The sequence below is a fragment of the Methylobacterium ajmalii genome (assembly GCF_016613415.1).
In the GTDB taxonomy this organism is placed as follows: domain Bacteria; phylum Pseudomonadota; class Alphaproteobacteria; order Rhizobiales; family Beijerinckiaceae; genus Methylobacterium; species Methylobacterium ajmalii.
This window is the reverse complement of sequence record NZ_JACWCT010000100.1, coordinates 1-16,688: the sequence shown is the minus strand read 5'-3', so window position 1 is coordinate 16,688 and position 16,688 is coordinate 1. Positions and strand designations below refer to the sequence as shown.

Annotated in this window: 30 protein-coding genes; all 30 read right to left on the bottom strand. The window is 68.2% G+C overall.

Annotated features, from left to right (window positions below; translation table 11 throughout):
• Nucleotides 1-82: 82 nt before the first annotated feature.
• Entirely contained in the window at nucleotides 83-346 is a 264-nt protein-coding gene (locus tag HPY23_RS19005; RefSeq protein WP_060849019.1) for a PepSY domain-containing protein, read from the bottom strand.
• Between the two features lie 127 nt (nucleotides 347-473).
• Nucleotides 474-896 carry a 50S ribosomal protein L17 gene (gene rplQ, locus HPY23_RS19000; protein WP_048425837.1) on the bottom strand — a complete coding sequence of 141 codons (423 nt, stop codon included), beginning with the start codon at nucleotides 894-896 and terminating at the stop codon, nucleotides 474-476.
• 150 nt (nucleotides 897-1,046) lie between these two features.
• Nucleotides 1,047-2,084: a DNA-directed RNA polymerase subunit alpha gene (locus tag HPY23_RS18995; protein WP_210344715.1), complete on the bottom strand. Its 1,038-nt coding sequence runs from the start codon at nucleotides 2,082-2,084 to the stop codon at nucleotides 1,047-1,049.
• Between the two features lie 100 nt (nucleotides 2,085-2,184).
• Complete coding sequence (locus HPY23_RS18990) at nucleotides 2,185-3,069, bottom strand: MBL fold metallo-hydrolase (protein WP_244537620.1); 885 nt, start codon at nucleotides 3,067-3,069, stop codon at nucleotides 2,185-2,187.
• A gap of 64 nt (nucleotides 3,070-3,133) precedes the next feature.
• The gene (rpsK, locus tag HPY23_RS18985) at nucleotides 3,134-3,523 is read right to left on the bottom strand and encodes a 30S ribosomal protein S11 (RefSeq protein ID WP_015928609.1); all 390 of its coding nucleotides are present in this window, start codon (nucleotides 3,521-3,523) and stop codon (nucleotides 3,134-3,136) included.
• Nucleotides 3,524-3,671: 148 nt separating this feature from the next.
• The gene (rpsM, locus tag HPY23_RS18980; RefSeq protein ID WP_048425835.1) at nucleotides 3,672-4,040 is read right to left on the bottom strand and encodes a 30S ribosomal protein S13; all 369 of its coding nucleotides are present in this window, start codon (nucleotides 4,038-4,040) and stop codon (nucleotides 3,672-3,674) included.
• Between the two features lie 208 nt (nucleotides 4,041-4,248).
• Nucleotides 4,249-4,848: an adenylate kinase gene (locus tag HPY23_RS18975; protein ID WP_091888196.1), complete on the bottom strand. Its 600-nt coding sequence runs from the start codon at nucleotides 4,846-4,848 to the stop codon at nucleotides 4,249-4,251.
• A 253-nt stretch (nucleotides 4,849-5,101) separates the two neighbouring features.
• Complete coding sequence (gene secY, locus HPY23_RS18970; RefSeq protein ID WP_058617275.1) at nucleotides 5,102-6,439, bottom strand: preprotein translocase subunit SecY; 1,338 nt, start codon at nucleotides 6,437-6,439, stop codon at nucleotides 5,102-5,104.
• Between the two features lie 132 nt (nucleotides 6,440-6,571).
• Nucleotides 6,572-7,060 (bottom strand): 50S ribosomal protein L15, encoded by a 489-nt coding sequence (gene rplO / locus HPY23_RS18965; RefSeq protein ID WP_091888198.1) that lies wholly within the window; start codon nucleotides 7,058-7,060, stop codon nucleotides 6,572-6,574.
• A gap of 10 nt (nucleotides 7,061-7,070) precedes the next feature.
• Complete coding sequence (rpmD, locus tag HPY23_RS18960; RefSeq protein ID WP_060849022.1) at nucleotides 7,071-7,265, bottom strand: 50S ribosomal protein L30; 195 nt, start codon at nucleotides 7,263-7,265, stop codon at nucleotides 7,071-7,073.
• Between the two features lie 12 nt (nucleotides 7,266-7,277).
• The gene (gene rpsE / locus HPY23_RS18955) at nucleotides 7,278-7,859 is read right to left on the bottom strand and encodes a 30S ribosomal protein S5 (protein WP_048425830.1); all 582 of its coding nucleotides are present in this window, start codon (nucleotides 7,857-7,859) and stop codon (nucleotides 7,278-7,280) included.
• A 159-nt stretch (nucleotides 7,860-8,018) separates the two neighbouring features.
• Nucleotides 8,019-8,381 (bottom strand): 50S ribosomal protein L18, encoded by a 363-nt coding sequence (gene rplR / locus HPY23_RS18950; protein WP_048425829.1) that lies wholly within the window; start codon nucleotides 8,379-8,381, stop codon nucleotides 8,019-8,021.
• A 9-nt stretch (nucleotides 8,382-8,390) separates the two neighbouring features.
• Entirely contained in the window at nucleotides 8,391-8,924 is a 534-nt protein-coding gene (gene rplF, locus HPY23_RS18945; protein ID WP_048431922.1) for a 50S ribosomal protein L6, read from the bottom strand.
• A gap of 36 nt (nucleotides 8,925-8,960) precedes the next feature.
• The gene (rpsH, locus tag HPY23_RS18940; protein ID WP_048425827.1) at nucleotides 8,961-9,356 is read right to left on the bottom strand and encodes a 30S ribosomal protein S8; all 396 of its coding nucleotides are present in this window, start codon (nucleotides 9,354-9,356) and stop codon (nucleotides 8,961-8,963) included.
• Nucleotides 9,357-9,372: 16 nt separating this feature from the next.
• Nucleotides 9,373-9,678, bottom strand: a complete 306-nt coding sequence (gene rpsN / locus HPY23_RS18935; protein WP_060849023.1) for a 30S ribosomal protein S14 — start codon at nucleotides 9,676-9,678, stop codon at nucleotides 9,373-9,375.
• A gap of 40 nt (nucleotides 9,679-9,718) precedes the next feature.
• The gene (gene rplE, locus HPY23_RS18930) at nucleotides 9,719-10,285 is read right to left on the bottom strand and encodes a 50S ribosomal protein L5 (RefSeq protein WP_048425825.1); all 567 of its coding nucleotides are present in this window, start codon (nucleotides 10,283-10,285) and stop codon (nucleotides 9,719-9,721) included.
• Entirely contained in the window at nucleotides 10,278-10,595 is a 318-nt protein-coding gene (gene rplX, locus HPY23_RS18925; protein ID WP_048425824.1) for a 50S ribosomal protein L24, read from the bottom strand. Before rplX ends, rplE begins: the two co-directional genes overlap by 8 nt.
• On the bottom strand, nucleotides 10,595-10,963 hold the full coding sequence (gene rplN / locus HPY23_RS18920; RefSeq protein ID WP_048425823.1) for a 50S ribosomal protein L14: 369 nt from the start codon (nucleotides 10,961-10,963) through the stop codon (nucleotides 10,595-10,597). The genes rplX and rplN overlap by 1 nt, the downstream gene beginning before the upstream one ends.
• A gap of 288 nt (nucleotides 10,964-11,251) precedes the next feature.
• Nucleotides 11,252-11,506: a 30S ribosomal protein S17 gene (gene rpsQ / locus HPY23_RS18915; RefSeq protein WP_060849024.1), complete on the bottom strand. Its 255-nt coding sequence runs from the start codon at nucleotides 11,504-11,506 to the stop codon at nucleotides 11,252-11,254.
• 13 nt (nucleotides 11,507-11,519) lie between these two features.
• Nucleotides 11,520-11,735, bottom strand: a complete 216-nt coding sequence (rpmC, locus tag HPY23_RS18910; protein ID WP_048425821.1) for a 50S ribosomal protein L29 — start codon at nucleotides 11,733-11,735, stop codon at nucleotides 11,520-11,522.
• A 14-nt stretch (nucleotides 11,736-11,749) separates the two neighbouring features.
• Nucleotides 11,750-12,163 (bottom strand): 50S ribosomal protein L16, encoded by a 414-nt coding sequence (gene rplP, locus HPY23_RS18905; protein ID WP_048425820.1) that lies wholly within the window; start codon nucleotides 12,161-12,163, stop codon nucleotides 11,750-11,752.
• Nucleotides 12,164-12,203: 40 nt separating this feature from the next.
• A complete protein-coding gene (rpsC, locus tag HPY23_RS18900) occupies nucleotides 12,204-12,938 on the bottom strand; it encodes a 30S ribosomal protein S3 (RefSeq protein ID WP_048425819.1) in 735 nt (244 codons plus the stop codon).
• Between the two features lie 10 nt (nucleotides 12,939-12,948).
• A complete protein-coding gene (gene rplV, locus HPY23_RS18895; protein WP_200602191.1) occupies nucleotides 12,949-13,332 on the bottom strand; it encodes a 50S ribosomal protein L22 in 384 nt (127 codons plus the stop codon).
• Nucleotide 13,333: 1 nt separating this feature from the next.
• Nucleotides 13,334-13,612 carry a 30S ribosomal protein S19 gene (gene rpsS / locus HPY23_RS18890; protein WP_048425817.1) on the bottom strand — a complete coding sequence of 93 codons (279 nt, stop codon included), beginning with the start codon at nucleotides 13,610-13,612 and terminating at the stop codon, nucleotides 13,334-13,336.
• A 12-nt stretch (nucleotides 13,613-13,624) separates the two neighbouring features.
• Nucleotides 13,625-14,461 (bottom strand): 50S ribosomal protein L2, encoded by an 837-nt coding sequence (gene rplB, locus HPY23_RS18885; RefSeq protein WP_060849025.1) that lies wholly within the window; start codon nucleotides 14,459-14,461, stop codon nucleotides 13,625-13,627.
• A gap of 25 nt (nucleotides 14,462-14,486) precedes the next feature.
• Complete coding sequence (locus HPY23_RS18880; protein WP_048425815.1) at nucleotides 14,487-14,783, bottom strand: 50S ribosomal protein L23; 297 nt, start codon at nucleotides 14,781-14,783, stop codon at nucleotides 14,487-14,489.
• Complete coding sequence (rplD, locus tag HPY23_RS18875; protein ID WP_060849026.1) at nucleotides 14,780-15,400, bottom strand: 50S ribosomal protein L4; 621 nt, start codon at nucleotides 15,398-15,400, stop codon at nucleotides 14,780-14,782. Before rplD ends, HPY23_RS18880 begins: the two co-directional genes overlap by 4 nt.
• Nucleotides 15,400-16,140, bottom strand: coding sequence for a 50S ribosomal protein L3 (rplC, locus tag HPY23_RS18870; RefSeq protein ID WP_060849027.1), 741 nt, complete (start codon nucleotides 16,138-16,140; stop codon nucleotides 15,400-15,402). The genes rplD and rplC overlap by 1 nt, the downstream gene beginning before the upstream one ends.
• A 51-nt stretch (nucleotides 16,141-16,191) precedes the next feature.
• Nucleotides 16,192-16,500: a 30S ribosomal protein S10 gene (gene rpsJ / locus HPY23_RS18865; protein ID WP_012330343.1), complete on the bottom strand. Its 309-nt coding sequence runs from the start codon at nucleotides 16,498-16,500 to the stop codon at nucleotides 16,192-16,194.
• Nucleotides 16,501-16,580: 80 nt separating this feature from the next.
• On the bottom strand, nucleotides 16,581-16,688 hold a 108-nt coding region (locus tag HPY23_RS18860; RefSeq protein WP_478219419.1), incomplete at its 5' end, for an EF-Tu C-terminal domain-related protein.

Below are 16,688 nucleotides of genomic sequence, written 5' to 3'. Positions count from 1 at the left end.
GCGGCCGGAGCGGCCGGGACCCTTCCGCTTTCCAGCGTCTCCCTGCCGGTCCCTGTTTGCCGGGGGCCTCCTTGCCGGGGGCCTACTTGCCGGCCTTCTCCGACAGGATGGCGCCGGTGCGGGGATCGGCCTTGAACTTCATCGGCTTGCCGTCCTTCATCCCCTCGCCCTCCCAGTGGCCGTCATCGGCCTCGATCTCGGAGATCTGGGTGTAGCCGGCGGCCTCGACCTTCTGGATCACCTGGCCGATCGGCATCCAGTCGGCCCCGACCTTGTCGGCGAGGGCTGCCGTGCCGGTGCCGGCGAGGATCAGGGCCGCGACGGCCGGGATGGTCAGCTTGGTCATGGGGTTCACGTCTCCCTTCGCTGGCGGTGGATGCCGCAGGGAGATCGTGCGCCGGCGCGCGAGGTTCCGCCCAAACAAGAAAGGCGGCCCGCGAGGGCCGCCTTGGAAGGTGTCGAGAGGGGGCGGATTACTCCGCCGGGGTCTCGTCGGCGACCTGGACCGGGCCGGAATCCTTGCCGCGGGCGTCGACGTCGCGATCGACGAACTCGATCACCGCCATCGGGGCGTTGTCGCCGTAGCGGAAGCCGGCCTTCATGATGCGGCAGTAGCCGCCCGGACGGCCCTCGTAGCGGGGGCCGAGCACGTCGAACAGCTTCTTGACCATCACCTCGTCGCCGCGCAGAGCCGCGATCGCCTGACGGCGGGCGTGCAGGTCGCCGCGCTTGCCCAGCGTGATCAGCTTCTCGACGACCGGACGCAGGTCCTTGGCCTTCGGCAGGGTGGTGATGATCTGCTCGTGCTTGATCAGCGCGGCCGACATGTTCGAGAACATCGCCTTGCGATGCTCGACGGTGCGGTTGAAGCGACGACCCCGGAAACCGTGACGCATGGCTCTCTCCTTTGGTTCTCGGCCGCCGTGCCACGGGTCGGCCGTCCTTTGTGGTGCGAGGGCGGTGAACCGCCACTCCGGATGCGCCCGTCATGGAGGCGCATCCGGAGTGGCGGCGCGGGACGTTGCGTCCCGCGCCGCGGGCCCGGCTCAGTAGTGCTCTTCGAAGCGCTTGGCGAGATCCTCGATGTTCTCCGGCGGCCAGCCGGGAACGTCCATGCCGAGGTGCAGGCCCATCGCGGCCAGCACTTCCTTGATCTCGTTGAGCGACTTGCGGCCGAAGTTCGGGGTGCGGAGCATCTCCGCCTCGGTCTTCTGGATGAGGTCGCCGATGTAGACGATGTTGTCGTTCTTGAGACAGTTGGCCGAGCGGACCGACAGCTCGAGCTCGTCGACCTTCTTGAGCAGCGCCGGATTGAAGGGCAGCTGCGGCGCCAGCGGCGCGGCCTCCTCCTTGCGGGGCTCCTCGAAGTTCACGAAGATCTGGAGCTGGTCCTGGATGATGCGGGCGGCGTAGGCCAGCGCATCCTCGGGCGAGACCGCACCGTTGGTCTCGACCGTCATGGTCAGCTTGTCCTTGTCGAGATCCTGGCCCTCGCGGGTGTTCTCGATGCGGTAGGACACCTTGGTGACCGGCGAGAACAGCGCATCGACCGGGATCAGGCCGATCGGGGCGTCCTCTGGACGGTTGCGGTCGGCCGGGACGTAGCCCTTGCCGGCCGAGACCGTGAACTCCATGCGGATCTCGGCGCCGTCGTCCAGCGTGCAGAGCACCAGATCAGGGTTGAGGATCTGCACGTCGCCGATCGTGGCGATGTCGCCGGCGGTGACGAGGCCCGGACCGGTCTTGCGCAGGGTCATGCGCTTGGGCGTATCGCTCGAGGAGCGGATCGCGATCGTCTTGATGTTGAGGACGATGTCGGTGACGTCCTCGCGCACGCCCGGGATCGAGGAGAACTCGTGCAGCACGCCGTCGATCTGGACGGCGGTGACGGCCGCGCCCTGGAGCGACGACAGGAGGACCCGACGCAGCGAGTTGCCGAGGGTGGTGCCGAAGCCGCGCTCCAGCGGCTCGGCCACCACGGTGGCGATCCGCTTCGGGTCGTGCCCGGGGGTGACCTCGAGCTTGTTCGGCTTGATCAGCTCTTGCCAGTTCTTCTGAATGACCACGTTCGCACCTCTCGCCAACTTACACAGGGGCGGCTCCGAGGAGCCCTCCCCTCGCGATCCCTCCCGCGCCCGGGAAGTCTCGCCGTCCTGACCTCTCACACGTTCGAAGCAGGGGCGGTCAGGACGCCGCGCTCCACTGCTCCGGGACCCAGGCGAAGCCGGCGCCAGCGCGCCGTACGTAGCCGAGGGCCGGAAACTCGAGATGCATCCCGGCGACCAGGCTCCGCTCGGCGGCGACCTGGTCGAGGATGCGCTTGCGGGTGGCGGCCGCCACCTCGCGGTCGACGTCGAAGGTCAGGCCGACCTCCGGACGGGGGAGCTGGATCGCCGGCAGATGAACCACGTCGCCCCAGATCAGCAGGGAGCGGTCTCCCGACTGGACCCGGTAGGCGGTGTGGCCCGGCGTGTGGCCGGGCGCCAGGATCGCCTCGATCCCCGGCAGCACCTCGCCCTCGCCGGCTCGACGGATCCGGTCGCCATAGGCCGCGACGAGCGCGTGGGCGCGACGGAAGCCCGCCCGGGCGCCCTCGGGAGCCCGCGCCTCGGCGCCCTCGGCGAGCCAGTAGGCGGCCTCCGCCTCCGGGATCACCACTTCGGCGTTCGGGAACGCCACGGCGCCGTCCCGCGCGATCAGGCCGCCGATGTGATCGGAATGCAGGTGGGTCACCAGCACCGTGCCGACGTCCTCGGGCGCCACGCCGCAGGCGGCGAGCGCCTCCGGCAGGTGACCCAGGGTCTCGGGGCCGCCGGAACCCATCCCGGCATCGACCAGCACGGGCTTGTCCCCGCCGAGGATCAGGAAGGCGTTGACGGTGATCCGCGGCGCGACGGTATCGCGGAACCCCTCTTCCTGCAGCCGCCCCGCCTCGTCGGCGGGAATGCCCTGCACCAGCCCGAGCGTGGCCACGAGATGGCCGTCGTTCAGGGCGACCACAACGCGATTGCCCAGCGTCCAGGGCAGGACGCCGGGCCGGGCGAAGTCGGCGGTGGGGGCTATCGACACGCAATCCTCTTCGCGGGCCGTCGGCCGGGGAGCCCGCGAAGGGCTCCCCGGGACGTGGGGACGATCAGACGCGGCGACGCTTGCGCGGACGGCAGCCGTTGTGCGGGATCGGGGTCACGTCGCGGATCGACGTCACCGTGAAGCCCGCGGCCTGCAGCGCGCGCAGCGCCGACTCGCGGCCCGAACCGGGGCCCGAGACCTCGACCTCGAGGGTGCGCATGCCGTGCTCGGCGGCCTTGCGGCCGGCATCCTCGGCCGCGACCTGGGCGGCGTAGGGCGTCGACTTGCGGGAGCCCTTGAAGCCCATGGCGCCGGCGGACGACCACGAGATCGTGTTGCCCTGAGCGTCCGTGATGGTGATCATCGTGTTGTTGAACGAGGCGTTCACGTGGGCGACGCCCGACACGATGTTCTTGCGTTCGCGACGGCGGACGCGGGTTGCTTCCTTGGCCATACTGTCTTTCGATCCTTCAGGCGCGCCCGTGGTGCCAGGCGCTCGGGACGTGTCTTGCGGGTGTCGTGAGCGGCGCTCACGCGCCGCCGGTGTCGGGCAGGCCCCGGGCCCGAGGCCCAGAACCCGCCGATCCTACGCTGATCGCGGCTTACTTCTTCTTGCCGGCGATCGGCTTCGCCTTGCCCTTGCGGGTGCGGGCGTTGGTGTGGGTGCGCTGGCCGCGGACCGGCAGGTTGCGGCGGTGACGCAGGCCGCGGTAGCAGCCGAGATCCATCAGGCGCTTGATGTTCATCGAGACTTCGCGACGCAGGTCGCCCTCGACGACGTAGTCGCGGTCGATGGTCTCGCGGATCTGCAGCACCTCGGCGTCGGTGAGCTGGTTCACGCGGCGCTCGGCCGGGATGCCGACCTTCTCGGTGATCTCCTCGGCCTTCTTGGCGCCGATGCCGTGAATGTACTGGAGCGCGATGACGACGCGCTTGTTGGTCGGGATATTGACGCCGGCAATACGGGCCATGGTGTCCTGCTCTCCATCGCGTCCGCGGCCGCGGCCGGGACGATGCTTCTGGGTGTCGCGCGCGTCCGGTGGAGCCCGGCCCCTGCGCGCCGTCCCGACGGCAAATCGGCCCGGAGCGGCCTCCAGAGAGGCACGCCGGGCCGTCCGGGTCTGAACGAAGGAGCGCCCACTAGCGCGGGCGCGCCGGCTTGTCAACCGCGAGCCACCCTCAGGCGGAGACGGCCTGGAACGGGGCCAGCATCGTCTCCAGCTGCTTCGTCACCTCGTCGATCGGCGCCATGCCGTCGACCTGCTGCAGAAGGCCGGTGCCGGCGTAATGCGCCGAGAGCGGCGCCGTCTGGGCCCGGTAGGCCTCGAGTCGGGTCTTGAATACCTCCGGCGTGTCGTCCTTGCGCACCGGCTCGCCGCGGGCGGCGGTCTCGGCGGCGCGCTTGGCGATGCGACCGACCAGGGCGTCTTCGTCGACCTTGAACTCGACCACCGCGTCGAGGCGCAGGCCTTTCTGCGACAGCATCGTCTCGAGGGCGACCGCCTGGGCGACCGTGCGCGGGAAACCGTCGAGGATGAAGCCCGAGCGGGCATCCGCCTCCTCGATCCGGTCGGCGACGATGCCGATCACGATCTCGTCGGAGACGAGGGCCCCGCTCTCCATCAGGGCCTTGGCCTTGAGGCCGACCGGGGTGCCGGCCGCGACGGCGGCGCGCAGCATGTCGCCGGTCGAGAGCTGCGGGATTCCGAACCGCTCGACGATGCGCGCCGATTGGGTGCCCTTCCCGGCGCCTGGCGGGCCGAGCAGAATGATCCGCATAACCTGTCTCTCCCCTTCGCCGCGTTCTGCCTGGGATCCTTCGTCCTCGGCGCGGCCTGTCTGCTCGTTGTAGCCCGGGATCGGTTGCACCCGAAATCCGACCATGCGCTAAGGCGCCGACCCCCGTCGGCGCATGCCCGGAGGGCGCAAGGGCTGCGACCATGCGCCAGAGCCGGGCTCCGGCGCAAGGGCGGTCTCGCGAGGGCGGCTCCCCCGCCCGGGACGGGCTCCGGGCAGTGGGCGCCCCGCGGGCTCAGCGCCGGCGGGCGCCGCGCAGCTTGGCCTTCTTGACCAGGCCCTCGTACTGGTGCGCCAGCAGGTGGCCGTGGACCTGCGCCACCGTATCCATGGTCACCGAGACCACGATCAGCAGCGAGGTGCCGCCGAAGTAGAACGGCAGAGAGGCGTAGGAGACCAGGATCTCCGGGATCAGGCAGATCACCGTCAGGTAGGCCGCGCCGATCACCGTGATGCGCGACAGGACCTTGTCGATGAACTCGGCAGTGCGCTCGCCCGGCCGGATGCCCGGGATGAAGCCGCCATGCTTCTTCAGGTTGTCGGCCGTCTCCTGCGGGTTGAACACCACCGCGGTGTAGAAGAAGGCGAAGAAGATGATCAGCGCCGCGTAGAGCAGCATGTAGAGCGGCCGGCCGTGGCCGAGATAGGTCGCCAGGGTGGCGATGATCCCGGTGCCGTTCGGATCGGTCTGGAAGCTCGCGGCGGTGGCGGGCAGCAGCAGCAGCGAGGAGGCGAAGATCGGCGGGATGACGCCCGAGGTGTTGAGCTTGAGTGGCAGGAACGAGGTCTGGCCCTCGTACATCCGGTTGCCGACCTGGCGCTTGGGGTAGTTGATCAGGAGACGGCGCTGGGCGCGCTCCATGAACACGATGAAGTAGACGACGGCCGCTGCCATCACCACCACGCCGAGGATCACCACGGTCGAGAGCGCCCCCTGGCGACCGAGCTCGAGGGTGCCGGCGATGGCCGAGGGCAGGTGGGCGACGATGCCGGCGAAGATGATGAGCGAGGAGCCGTTGCCGATGCCGCGCGACGTGATCTGCTCGCCGATCCACATCAGGAACAGAGTGCCGCCGGTCAGCGTGATGACGGTCGAGACCAGGAAGAACGGCCCCGGATCCTGTACGATGCCGCCGGAGCTCTGCAGGCCGACCGCGATGCCCCAGGCCTGGAAGATCGCCAGCACCACCGTGAGGTAGCGGGTGTACTGGTTGAGGACCTTGCGGCCGGACTCGCCCTCCTTCTTCAGCCCCTCGAGCGACGGCACCACCGAGGTGAGCAGCTGCACGATGATCGAGGCCGAGATGTACGGCATGATGTTGAGCGCGAAGATAGCCATGCGCTCGACGGCACCGCCGGAGAACATGTTGAACAGGCCGAGCACGCCGCCCTGCGCGTTGGCGAAGCTCTGGCGCAAAGCGTCGGGATCGATGCCGGGCAGCGGGATGTAGGTCCCGAGCCGGTAGACGATCAGGGCGCCAAGCGTGAACCAGATCCGCTTCTTGAGCTCTTCGGCCTTGGCGATGGCGCCGAAGTTGAGGTTGGCGGCGAGCTGCTCGGCTGCAGAGGCCATGGGTTAAGCGTCCTCGGGGTCGGGTCCGCGACGAGCGCGGTCTGGGATGCACGAGCATCCCCCAAAACACGTGCGGCGGCCTCGCGCTGGAAGCACGGGCCGCCGCCGATGATCGGTGACTTAAAGTGTGCCTTAGGCCGACGCAACCGCGTCGTCGGCGGCGGCGAGCGACTGGGTCACCGAGCCGCCGGCCTTCTCGATCGCCTCGACCGCCGACTTCGACGCCCGGGAAACCTGGAAGGTCAGCTTCGCGGTGAGCTCGCCGACGCCGAGGATCTTCACGCCGTCGCGGGCCTTGGAGACCACGCCGGCGGCGATGAGCGCCTCAACGGTCACGGGAGCCGAGACGTCCAGCTTGCCGGCATCCACCGCTTGCTGGATGCGCCCGACGTTGACCGCGTTGAGGTCGGTCGCGCCCGGGTTGTTGAAGCCGCGCTTGGGCAGGCGACGGTGGAGCGGCATCTGGCCGCCCTCGAAGCCCTTGATGGCGACGCCGGAGCGCGCCTTCTGGCCCTTCACGCCGCGGCCGCCGGTCTTGCCCTTGCCGGAGCCGATACCACGGCCGACGCGCATCCGGTTCTTGGTTGCGCCTTCGTTGTCACGGATTTCGTTGAGCTTCATGATGCCCTCCTCAAGCCGCGTCGTCGAGAACGCGCACGAGGTGATGCACCTTCGCGATCATGCCGCGCACCGAGGGGGTGTCCTCCAGCGTCGCGATGCGGTGCATCTTGTTCAGCTTCAGGCCGATCAGCGTCTGACGCTGGCTGGCCTCGCGGCGGATCGGCGAGCCGATCTGCTGCACGCGGACGGTCTTCTTGTCTGCCATCGGAGCGCCTCCTTACGCCGCGTCGGCAGAATCGGCCGAGGCGGCCGAGTCGGCGTCACGACGGCGGGCCTGGAGGGCCGACACCTTGAGACCGCGGCGGGCCGCGACCGAACGGGGGGAATCCTCGTTCTTCAGCGCATCGAAGGTGGCGCGCACGAGGTTGTAGGGGTTCGAGGAGCCGAGCGACTTCGCCACGACGTCCTGCATCCCTAAGGTCTCGAAGACGGCGCGCATCGGGCCGCCGGCGATGATGCCGGTACCGGCCGGGGCGGCGCGCAGGATGACCTTGCCGGCGCCGTGACGGCCCTGGACGTCGTGGTGCAGGGTGCGGCCCTCGCGGAGCGCAACGCGGACGAGACCGCGCTTGGCGGCTTCCGTCGCCTTGCGGATGGCCTCGGGAACCTCACGGGCCTTGCCGTGACCGAAGCCGACGCGGCCCTTCTGGTCGCCGACGACGACGAGCGCCGCGAAACCGAAGCGACGGCCGCCCTTCACCACCTTGGCGACGCGGTTGATGTGGACGAGCTTGTCCACGAACTCGCTGTCGCGCTCCTCGCGGTCGTCGCGGCGACGACCCTCACGCTCACGTGCCATGTGTCATGTCCATTCGACTGACGCGGGCGGCGGTCCCGCTCGCAAAGTTTCGATCCGCCGTAACGAGAGAGGGAGCCTCGTCGGCCCCCTCATCTCATGGGACATCGTGCCGAACCCGGACGGGGCGGCGCTCGACGAGCGCCCTCCCCTCTCGCGGGATCAGAAGTCCAGGCCGCCCTCGCGGGCCGCGTCGGCCAGGGCCTTGACCCGGCCGTGATAGAGGTAGCCCGAGCGGTCGAAGATGACCTGGCTCACGCCGGCCGCCTTGGCCCGCTCCGCCACCAGCTTGCCGACCTCGGTCGCGGCGGCCTTGTCGGCGCCGGTCTTGAGACGGCCGCGCAGGTCCTTCTCCAGGCTCGAGGCGGCGGCCAGCGTGCGGCCGGTCGCGTCGTCGATGACCTGGACGTAGATCTGCTTGGAGGAGCGGAACACCGAGAGCCGCGGACGACCGTTGGCCGCCTTGCGGATCGCCCGCCGGACGCGCGCGCGGCGCCGGTCGAGCAGTTCGATTTTGCGAGACATCGGCGGCCCTTACTTCTTCTTGCCTTCCTTGCGGAAGATGAACTCGCCGGCGTACTTGACGCCCTTGCCCTTGTAGGGCTCGGGGCCGCGATAATCGCGGATCTCCGCCGCGACCTGACCGACGCGCTGCTTGTCGATCCCGGTGACGATGATCTCGACCGGCCGGGGAGTGGCGATCGTGATCCCTTCCGGGATCGCGTACTCGATGTCGTGGCTGTAGCCGAGCGACAGCTTCAGGACCTTGCCGGCGACCGCGGCACGGTAGCCGACGCCGTTGATCTCGAGCTTCTTCTCGTAGCCCTTGGTGACGCCCTCGACCAGGTTGGAAACCTGGGCGCGGGAGAGACCCCACATCGCGCGGGCCTCCTTGGACTGCGACCGGGGCTGGACCGAAATCGCGCCGTTCTCGTGCGCGACCGACACCTGGTCGGGCACCCGGAACTGCAGCTCGCCCTTCTGGCCCTTGATCTTGACGTTCTGGCCGTCGACGGTGGCGGTCACGCCGGCCGGGACGGTCACGGGCTTCTTGCCTACGCGGGACATGCTCGTCTTTCCTTTTCGGCTGTCAGGGTCTGCAGGTCAGAAGACCTTGCAGAGCACCTCGCCGCCGACGTTGCGCTCGCGCGCCTCGTGGTCGGCCATGACGCCCTGAGGGGTGGAGACGATGGTGATGCCCAGGCCGTCGGCGACGCGCGGCAGGGTATCGACCGACGAGTAGACCCGGCGGCCAGGCTTGGAGACGCGCTCGATCGAGCGGATCACCGGCTGGCCGTCGAAGTACTTGAGCTCGATCGCGAACTCGGTGCGCCCGTTGCCGTAATCGGTCGTGGCGTAGTCGCGGATGTAGCCCTCGGACTTGAGGACGTCGAGGACGCGCGCCCGCAGCTTGGAGCCGGGGGTCTGCACGACGTTGCGACGACGCATCTGGCCGTTGCGGATGCGGGTGAGCATATCGCCCACGGGATCGTTGATCATCTGTGGCGCCCTCCCCTTACCAGCTGGACTTGACCAGGCCGGGGATCAGACCCCGGGAACCCAGGTCGCGGAGCGCGACGCGGGAGATGCCGAGCTTACGGTAGTAAGCGCGGGGACGGCCGGTCATCTCGCACCGGTTGCGGATGCGGGTCGCGCTGGAGTTGCGGGGCAGCTCCGCCAGCTTGAGGCGCGCCTCGAAGCGCTCCTCCATCGACAGCGACTCGTCGTTGGCGGTCGCCAGAAGCGCCTCGCGCTTCGGCGCGTAGAGCTTCACCAGCTCCCGCCGCTGCTTGTTCTTCTCGATCTTGCTCGTCTTAGCCATATCTAGCTCTCCAGTGTCCGCGTATGGGGGCGGTCGGCCCTCACTGCCGGAACGGGAAGTTGAAGTGCTTCAGGAGCGCCCGGGCCTCGGCATCGGTCTTGGCGGTGGTCGCCACGACGATGTCCATGCCCCAGGTGTTCTGGGCCTTGTCGTAGTTGATCTCGGGGAACACCAGGTGCTCCTTGATCCCGAGGGCGTAGTTGCCGCGCCCGTCGAACGACTTCGGGTTCAGGCCGCGGAAGTCACGCACGCGCGGCAGCGCGATGGTGATCAGGCGATCCATGAACTCGTACATCCGCTGCTTGCGCAGCGTGACCTTGCAGCCGATCGGCATGTTCTCGCGGACCTTGAAGGTCGCGATCGCCTTGCGGGCCCGGGTGATGACCGGCTTCTGGCCGACGATCAGGCCGAGATCCTCGGCGGCGACGGTCGCCTTCTTGGAGTCCTGGGTCGACTCACCGACGCCCATGTTGACGACGATCTTCTCGATCGTCGGCACCTGCATCGGATTCGTGTAGCCGAACTCCTCGATCAGCTTGGGACGCACCACTTCCTCGTAGTGCTTCTTGAGCCGCGGGGTGTACCCGTCCTTGAGCGCCTCAGCCATCGATCAGATCTCCCGAGCGCTTCGCGAAGCGAACCTTGCGCCCGTCTTCCAGAATGCGAAAACCAACCCGGGTGGGCTTGCCGTCCTTGGGGTCGGCGACCGCCAGGTTCGACAGGTGGATCGCCGCCTCCTTGGAGATGATCCCGCCCTCAGAGGTCTGGGTCTGGCGCGTGTGGCGCTTCACCAGGTTGATCCCCCGGACGAGCGCCCGGTCTTCCTTCGGCATCACCTGGATGACCTCGCCGGTGCGACCCTTGTCGCGGCCGGTCAGGACGACGACCTTGTCGCCCTTCTTCACCTTCGCAGCCATTACAGCACCTCCGGCGCCAGCGAGATGATCTTCATGTGGTTGCGAGCACGCAGCTCGCGCGGCACCGGTCCGAAGATACGGGTGCCGATCGGCTCCTTCTGGTTGTTGATCAGCACCGCCGCGTTGCGGTCGAAGCGGATCACCGAACCGTCGGCCCGACGGACGTCCTTGGCGGTGCGAACGACGACCGCCTTCATGACGTCGCCCTTCTTCACGCGGCCCCGCGGAATAGCCTCCTTCACCGACACCACGATGATGTCGCCGACGCCGGCATACTTGCGCTTGGAACCGCCGAGCACCTTGATGCACATCACGCGACGTGCGCCGGAATTGTCGGCGACGTCCAGATTCGTCTGCATCTGGATCACGGCCTAACGCCCTTTCCTTGTTTCAGGCAGGTCTCCGTCGGGCACGATTGCCCGGCGGACGGCAGCCTGATGGGGATCTCGCGTCCCCGTCCATTAAAAGACCGCGCTGCAGCGCGATTGCTCGCGCTGGCGCGGTCAACGAACGCGATGAGGGGCGCGTCACACGCCCTTCATGTTTCGGTGGAGGCCGGCCGTCTACAACGGATCGGCCGTCCTGGCAAGGCCCGGGACCGCCGGTGACGGCTCCCGGGTCCGAGCGGAGGCATCGGAAGCCCGAAGGCGTCCGACTTACGCCTCGACGGTCGCGGCGGCCTCGCCCTCGACCAGCTTCCAGGTCTTGAGCTTGGAGTAGGGCCGCGACTCCTCGATGAACACCGTCTGGCCGACCTTGGCGACGTTGTTCTCGTCGTGGGCGTGGTAGTTCTTCGACCGGCGGATGGTCTTCTTCATCACCGGGTGGGTGAAGCGACGCTCCACCTTCACGACGACGGTCTTGTCCTGCTTGTCGCTGACGACGACGCCCTGCAGCACGCGCTTCGGCATGGTGGTAACTCCCTTAGCCCTGCGCGGCCTGCAGCGTCTTCTGGCGCTGCAGAGTGCGGACGCGGGCGATGTCGCGGCGCACTTCGCGCACCCGGGCGACGTTCTCGAGCTGACCCGTGGCCCGCTGGAAGCGCAGGTTGAACTGCTCCTTCTTCAGGTTCAGGAGCTCCTCGCCGAGCTGATCCGGCGACAGCGCGCTCAGGTCAGACAGCCTCTGGCTCGACTTCATCTCGAATATTCTCCTCAGTCGGCGATGCGCTGGATGAAGCGCGTGCGGACCGGCAGCTTGGCGGCACCCAGGCGCAGCGCCTCGCGGGCGATGTCCTCGGCCACGCCGTCGATCTCGAACATGATGCGGCCCGGATGCACGCGGGCGGCCCAGTACTCGGGCGCACCCTTACCGGAGCCCATGCGGACCTCGGTCGGCTTCGCGGTCACGGGGACGTCGGGGAAGATCCGGATCCAGACCCGGCCCTGACGCTTCATCTCGCGGGTGATCGCGCGGCGGGCCGCCTCGATCTGACGCGCGGTGATCCGCTCCGGCTCCATGGCCTTGAGGCCGTAGGAGCCGAAGTTCAGATCGGTTCCGCCCTTCGCGGCGCCGTGGATGCGGCCCTTGAACTGCTTGCGGAACTTCGTCTTCTTGGGTTGCAGCATGGCAGCCTCTCAAAACTGAAGGGCGGGAGACGGGCGGCCCTTAGGCCGCCGCGTCCCGTCCGCCGCGCTCGCCGCGCTCACGGTCGCGACGTCCGCCCGAACGGCCGCCCTCCTCGTGCGCGCGCTTGTCCTGGGCCATCGGGTCGTGCTCGAGGATCTCGCCCTTGAACACCCACACCTTGATGCCGCAGGTGCCGTAGGTCGTGAACGCCGTGGCCGTGCCGTAATCGACGTCGGCGCGCAGGGTGTGCAGGGGCACGCGGCCCTCGCGATACCACTCGAGCCGGGCGATCTCGGCGCCGCCGAGGCGGCCGGCGCAGTTGATCCGGATGCCCTCGGCGCCCAGACGCATCGCCGACTGCACGGCGCGCTTCATGGCACGACGGAAGGCGACGCGGCGCTCGAGCTGCTGCGCGATCGAATCGGCCACCAGGGTGGCGTCGATCTCGGGCTTGCGCACCTCGACGATGTTGATCGTCACGTCGGCCTTGGTCATCGAGTTGACCAGCTTGCGCAGCTTCTCGATGTCCGCACCCTTCTTGCCGATCACCACGCCCGGACGGCCCGAGTGGATGGTGACGCGGCACTTCTTGTGCGGGCGCTCGATGACGATCTTGGAGACCGCGGCCTGCTTGAGCTGCTTGAGCAGCGCTTTGCGGATCGCGACGTCCTCGTGCATCAGGCGGGCGTACTCGCCCTTGTTGGCGTACCAGCGCGAGTCCCAGGTCCGGTTGATGCCGAGCCGAAGACCGATCGGATTGACTTTCTGTCCCATCGATTCCTCCTCAGGCAACTTCGGCCGGAACTTCGCGCACCACGATGGTGAGGTTCGCGAACGGCTTCAGGATGCGGGCGCCACGGCCGCGGGCGCGGGCGTGGAAGCGCTTGAGAACCAGCGCCTTGCCGACATAGGCCTCCTTCACGACGAGATCGTCCACGTCCAGGTCGTGGTTGTTCTCGGCGTTGGCGATGGCGCTCTCGAGGCACTTGCGGACGTCGACCGCGATCCGCTTGCGCGAGAACTGCAGGTCGGCGAGCGCGTGCGAGACCTTCTTGCCGCGGATGAGCTGAGCCACGAGGTTCAGCTTCTGCGGGCTGACGCGCAGCATGCGCGCCACGGCCTTGGCCTCGTTCTCGGGGAGCGCGCGGGATGCTGCTGCCTTGCCCATCTTAGCGCCTCTTCGCCTTCTTGTCGGCCGCGTGACCGTGGAAGGTGCGGGTCGGCGAGAACTCGCCGAACTTGTGACCGACCATTTCCTCGGAAACGTAGACCGGGATGTGCTTCTGCCCGTTGTAGACCCCGAAGGTCAGGCCAACGAAATGCGGAAGGATCGTGGAGCGACGGCTCCAGATCTTGATCACCTCGTTGCGGCTCGCGCCGCGCGCGGCGTCCGCCTTCTTGAGGAGGTAGCCGTCGATGAACGGCCCCTTCCAGATTGAACGTGCCATGGGACGACGCCCCTACTTCTTGCGGTTGTGGCGGCTCGACACGATGAACGTGTCGGTGCGCTTGTTCGAGCGGGTCTTCTTGCCCTTGGTGGGGACACCCCACGGCGTGACCGGATGACGACCGCCCGACGTACGACCCTCGCCGCCGCCGTGCGGGTGGTCGACCGGGTTCATCGCGACGCCGCGGTTGTGCGGACGCTTGCCGAGCCAGCGGTTCCGACCGGCCTTGCCGAGCGAGATGTTCATGTGGTCGGGGTTCGAGACCGCGCCCACCGTGGCGTAGCACTGGCCGTGCACCAGGCGCTGCTCGCCCGAGTTCAGGCGCAGCGTGACGTAGCCCTGGTCGCGGCCGACGATCTGGGCGTAGTTGCCCGCGGACCGGGCGATCGCCCCGCCCTTGCCGATCTTCAGCTCGACGTTGTGCACGATCGTGCCGACCGGCATGCTGCCGAGCGGCATGGCGTTGCCGGGCTTGATGTCGACCTGGTCGCCCGAGACGACCTTGTCGCCGGCCTTCACGCGCTGCGGAGCCAGGATGTAGCTCTGCGCGCCGCCCTCGTAGCTGACGAGGGCGATGAATGCCGTGCGGTTGGGATCGTACTCGATCCGCTCGACGGTCCCGACCTTGCCGGCGTGCTCACGCCGCTTGAAGTCGATGAGGCGCAGCGTCCGCTTGTGGCCACCGCCGCGGAAGCGGACGGTGATGCGGCCGAGGTTGTTGCGGCCGCCGGTGGACGACTTGCCCACCGTCAGCGCCTTGACCGGCTTGCCCTTGTAGAGCTCCGAACGGTCCACGATCACGAGCTGGCGAAGGCTCGGCGTGACCGGCTTGAATGTCTTCAAAGCCATTGGCTTGTTTCCTTACGCCGTTCCCTCAGAGCCCGGTCGTGACGTCGATCGTCTGGCCCTCTTCGAGGGTGACGATCGCCTTCTTCACGTCCGAACGCTGACCGCGCTGACCGCGGAACATCTTGGCCTTGCCCTTGGTGACGAGCGTGTTGACGCTCTTCACCTTGACCTCGAACAGCTTCTCGACCGCTTCCTTGATCTGCGGCTTCGTGGCCTTCGGGGCCACCCGGAACACAACCTTGTTGAGCTCCGAGAGGTTCGTCGCCTTCTCGGTGATGACCGGGGAGACGATCACGTCGTAGTGGCGCGGATCAGCGCTCATTTGAATCGCGCCTCCAGCGCATCGACGGCGGCGCGGGTCAGCACGAGCTTCTCGCGGCGCAGGATGTCGTAGACGTTGATGCCCTGCACCGGCAGGACGTCGATCTGCGGCAGGTTGCGGGCCGCACGGGCGAAGTTCTGGTCGAGCTCGGCGCCACCGATGATCAGGGCGTTCGAGAGAGCCAGCTTGCCGAAGCGCTCCTTGAGCGCCTTGGTCTTGCCCTCATCGAGGCGGGCGTCGTCCATGACGATCAGCTCGGCGCTCTTGACCTTGGCCGAGAGCGCGTGGCGCAGCGCCAGCGCCCGGACCTTCTTGGGCAGGTCGTGGGCGTGCGAGCGGGTGACCGGGCCGTGGGCCCGGGCGCCGCCGCGGAACTGCGGAGCGGATGCCGCGCCGTGACGGGCGTTGCCGGTGCCCTTCTGCTTGTAGAGCTTCTTCGTCGTACGGGCGATCTCGCCGCGCTGCTTGGTCTGGTGGGTACCAGCCTGGCGCTTGGCGAGCTGCCAGCGGACGCAGCGCTGCAGCAGGTCGGCGCGGGGCTCGAGGCCGAAGATGGCCTCGTCGAGCTCGACCGAGCCGGCCTCGGCGCCGTCGAGCGTGGTGATCTCGAACTTCATCACGCGTTCTCCTCGGTGGCCGGAGCCGCGGGAGCCTCGACCTGGCTGTCCGCCGGCGCAGAGGTCTGCTCGCGGAACTTGCCCGGCATCGGCACGTCGGCCGGCAGCTTGCGCTTCACGGCGTCACGGACGAAGATCCAGCCGCCGTCGACGCCCGGGACCGAGCCCTCGACCAGGATCAGGCCGCGCTCGACATCGGTGCGCACGACGCGCAGGTTCTGGGTCGTGACCCGCTCGACACCGAGATGACCCGGCATCTTCTTGTTCTTGAAGGTCTTGCCCGGGTCCTGACGGCCACCGGTCGAACCGATCGAGCGGTGCGAGATCGACACGCCGTGGGTGGCGCGCAGACCGCCGAAGTTCCAGCGCTTCATGCCGCCGGCGAAGCCCTTACCGGTGGTCGTGCCCGTCACGTCGACGAACTGACCCTCCAGGAAGTGGTCCGCGGTGATCTCGGCGCCGACCGGGATGATCGCATCCTCGGTGACGCGGAACTCGGCCAGCTTGCGCTTCGGCTCGACCTTCGCGACGGCGAAGTGGCCGCGCTGGGCCTTTGACACGTTCTTGACCTTGGCCTTGCCCACGCCCACCTGGAGCGCGACGTAGCCGTTCTTCTCGACCGTGCGGTGGGCCACCACCTGGCACTGATCGACCTTGAGCACCGTGACCGGAACATGCTCGCCGGCGTCCGTGAAGACGCGGGTCATGCCGACCTTCTGTGCAATGACTCCTGAGCGCATGGTTCTCCCCCGCGCAGCCTAGTGAAGCTCCAAGCGATCCCGCGGGATCGCCTAGAGCTTGATCTCCACGTCGACGCCAGCGGCGAGGTCGAGCTTCATCAGCGCGTCCACGGTCTGGGGCGTCGGATCGACGATGTCGAGCACGCGCTTGTGGGTGCGCATCTCGAACTGCTCACGCGACTTCTTGTCGATGTGGGGCGAGCGGTTGACGGTGAAGCGCTCGATCCGGGTCGGCAGCGGGATGGGCCCGCGGACCTGGGCGCCGGTCCGCTTCGCCGTCGAGACGATCTCGCGGGTCGACGAATCCAGGATGCGATGATCGAACGCCTTCAGGCGAATACGGATGTTCTGGCCGTTCATGTGATGTCTACCTCGCGACGGGATGGGGCGGGCACGAGGCCCGCCCCGTCACCTGTCCGCTCGTGGAAGCGCCTGGACGCTTACTCGGTGATGGAGGCGACGACGCCGGCGCCGACGGTGCGGCCGCCCTCGCGGATGGCGAAGCGGAGCTTCTCCTCCATGGCGATCGGCACGATCAGCGTGACGTC

Bases quoted from the DNA above. Each gene is read 5' to 3' on its own strand.
- HPY23_RS19005 (WP_060849019.1), bottom strand. From the start codon at position 346: ATGACCAAGCTGACCATCCCGGCCGTCGCGGCCCTGATCCTCGCCGGC.
- rplQ (WP_048425837.1), bottom strand. From the start codon at position 896: ATGCGTCACGGTTTCCGGGGTCGTCGCTTCAACCGCACCGTCGAGCAT.
- rpsK (WP_015928609.1), bottom strand. From the start codon at position 3,523: ATGGCCAAGGAAGCAACCCGCGTCCGCCGTCGCGAACGCAAGAACATC.
- rpsM (WP_048425835.1), bottom strand. From the start codon at position 4,040: ATGGCCCGTATTGCCGGCGTCAATATCCCGACCAACAAGCGCGTCGTC.
- HPY23_RS18975 (WP_091888196.1), bottom strand. From the start codon at position 4,848: ATGCGGATCATTCTGCTCGGCCCGCCAGGCGCCGGGAAGGGCACCCAA.
- secY (WP_058617275.1), bottom strand. From the start codon at position 6,439: ATGGCCTCTGCAGCCGAGCAGCTCGCCGCCAACCTCAACTTCGGCGCC.
- rplO (WP_091888198.1), bottom strand. From the start codon at position 7,060: ATGAAGCTCAACGAAATCCGTGACAACGAAGGCGCAACCAAGAACCGG.
- rpmD (WP_060849022.1), bottom strand. From the start codon at position 7,265: ATGGCAGACAAGAAGACCGTCCGCGTGCAGCAGATCGGCTCGCCGATC.
- rpsE (WP_048425830.1), bottom strand. From the start codon at position 7,859: ATGGCACGTGAGCGTGAGGGTCGTCGCCGCGACGACCGCGAGGAGCGC.
- rplR (WP_048425829.1), bottom strand. From the start codon at position 8,381: ATGTCTCGCAAAATCGAACTGCTCGACCGGCGCCGCGCGCGCGTCCGG.
- rplF (WP_048431922.1), bottom strand. From the start codon at position 8,924: ATGTCCCGCGTAGGCAAGAAGCCCGTGACCGTCCCGGCCGGCGTGACC.
- rpsH (WP_048425827.1), bottom strand. From the start codon at position 9,356: ATGATCAACGATCCCGTGGGCGATATGCTCACCCGCATCCGCAACGGC.
- rpsN (WP_060849023.1), bottom strand. From the start codon at position 9,678: ATGGCTAAGACGAGCAAGATCGAGAAGAACAAGCAGCGGCGGGAGCTG.
- rplE (WP_048425825.1), bottom strand. From the start codon at position 10,285: ATGGCTGAGGCGCTCAAGGACGGGTACACCCCGCGGCTCAAGAAGCAC.
- rplX (WP_048425824.1), bottom strand. From the start codon at position 10,595: ATGGCTGCGAAGGTGAAGAAGGGCGACAAGGTCGTCGTCCTGACCGGC.
- rpsQ (WP_060849024.1), bottom strand. From the start codon at position 11,506: ATGCCGAAGCGCGTGCTGCAGGGCGTCGTCGTCAGCGACAAGCAGGAC.
- rpmC (WP_048425821.1), bottom strand. From the start codon at position 11,735: ATGAAGTCGAGCCAGAGGCTGTCTGACCTGAGCGCGCTGTCGCCGGAT.
- rplP (WP_048425820.1), bottom strand. From the start codon at position 12,163: ATGCTGCAACCCAAGAAGACGAAGTTCCGCAAGCAGTTCAAGGGCCGC.
- rpsC (WP_048425819.1), bottom strand. From the start codon at position 12,938: ATGGGACAGAAAGTCAATCCGATCGGTCTTCGGCTCGGCATCAACCGG.
- rplV (WP_200602191.1), bottom strand. From the start codon at position 13,332: ATGGGCAAGGCAGCAGCATCCCGCGCGCTCCCCGAGAACGAGGCCAAG.
- rpsS (WP_048425817.1), bottom strand. From the start codon at position 13,612: ATGGCACGTTCAATCTGGAAGGGGCCGTTCATCGACGGCTACCTCCTC.
- rplB (WP_060849025.1), bottom strand. From the start codon at position 14,461: ATGGCTTTGAAGACATTCAAGCCGGTCACGCCGAGCCTTCGCCAGCTC.
- HPY23_RS18880 (WP_048425815.1), bottom strand. From the start codon at position 14,783: ATGAGCGCTGATCCGCGCCACTACGACGTGATCGTCTCCCCGGTCATC.
- rplD (WP_060849026.1), bottom strand. From the start codon at position 15,400: ATGAAGTTCGAGATCACCACGCTCGACGGCGCCGAGGCCGGCTCGGTC.
- rplC (WP_060849027.1), bottom strand. From the start codon at position 16,140: ATGCGCTCAGGAGTCATTGCACAGAAGGTCGGCATGACCCGCGTCTTC.
- rpsJ (WP_012330343.1), bottom strand. From the start codon at position 16,500: ATGAACGGCCAGAACATCCGTATTCGCCTGAAGGCGTTCGATCATCGC.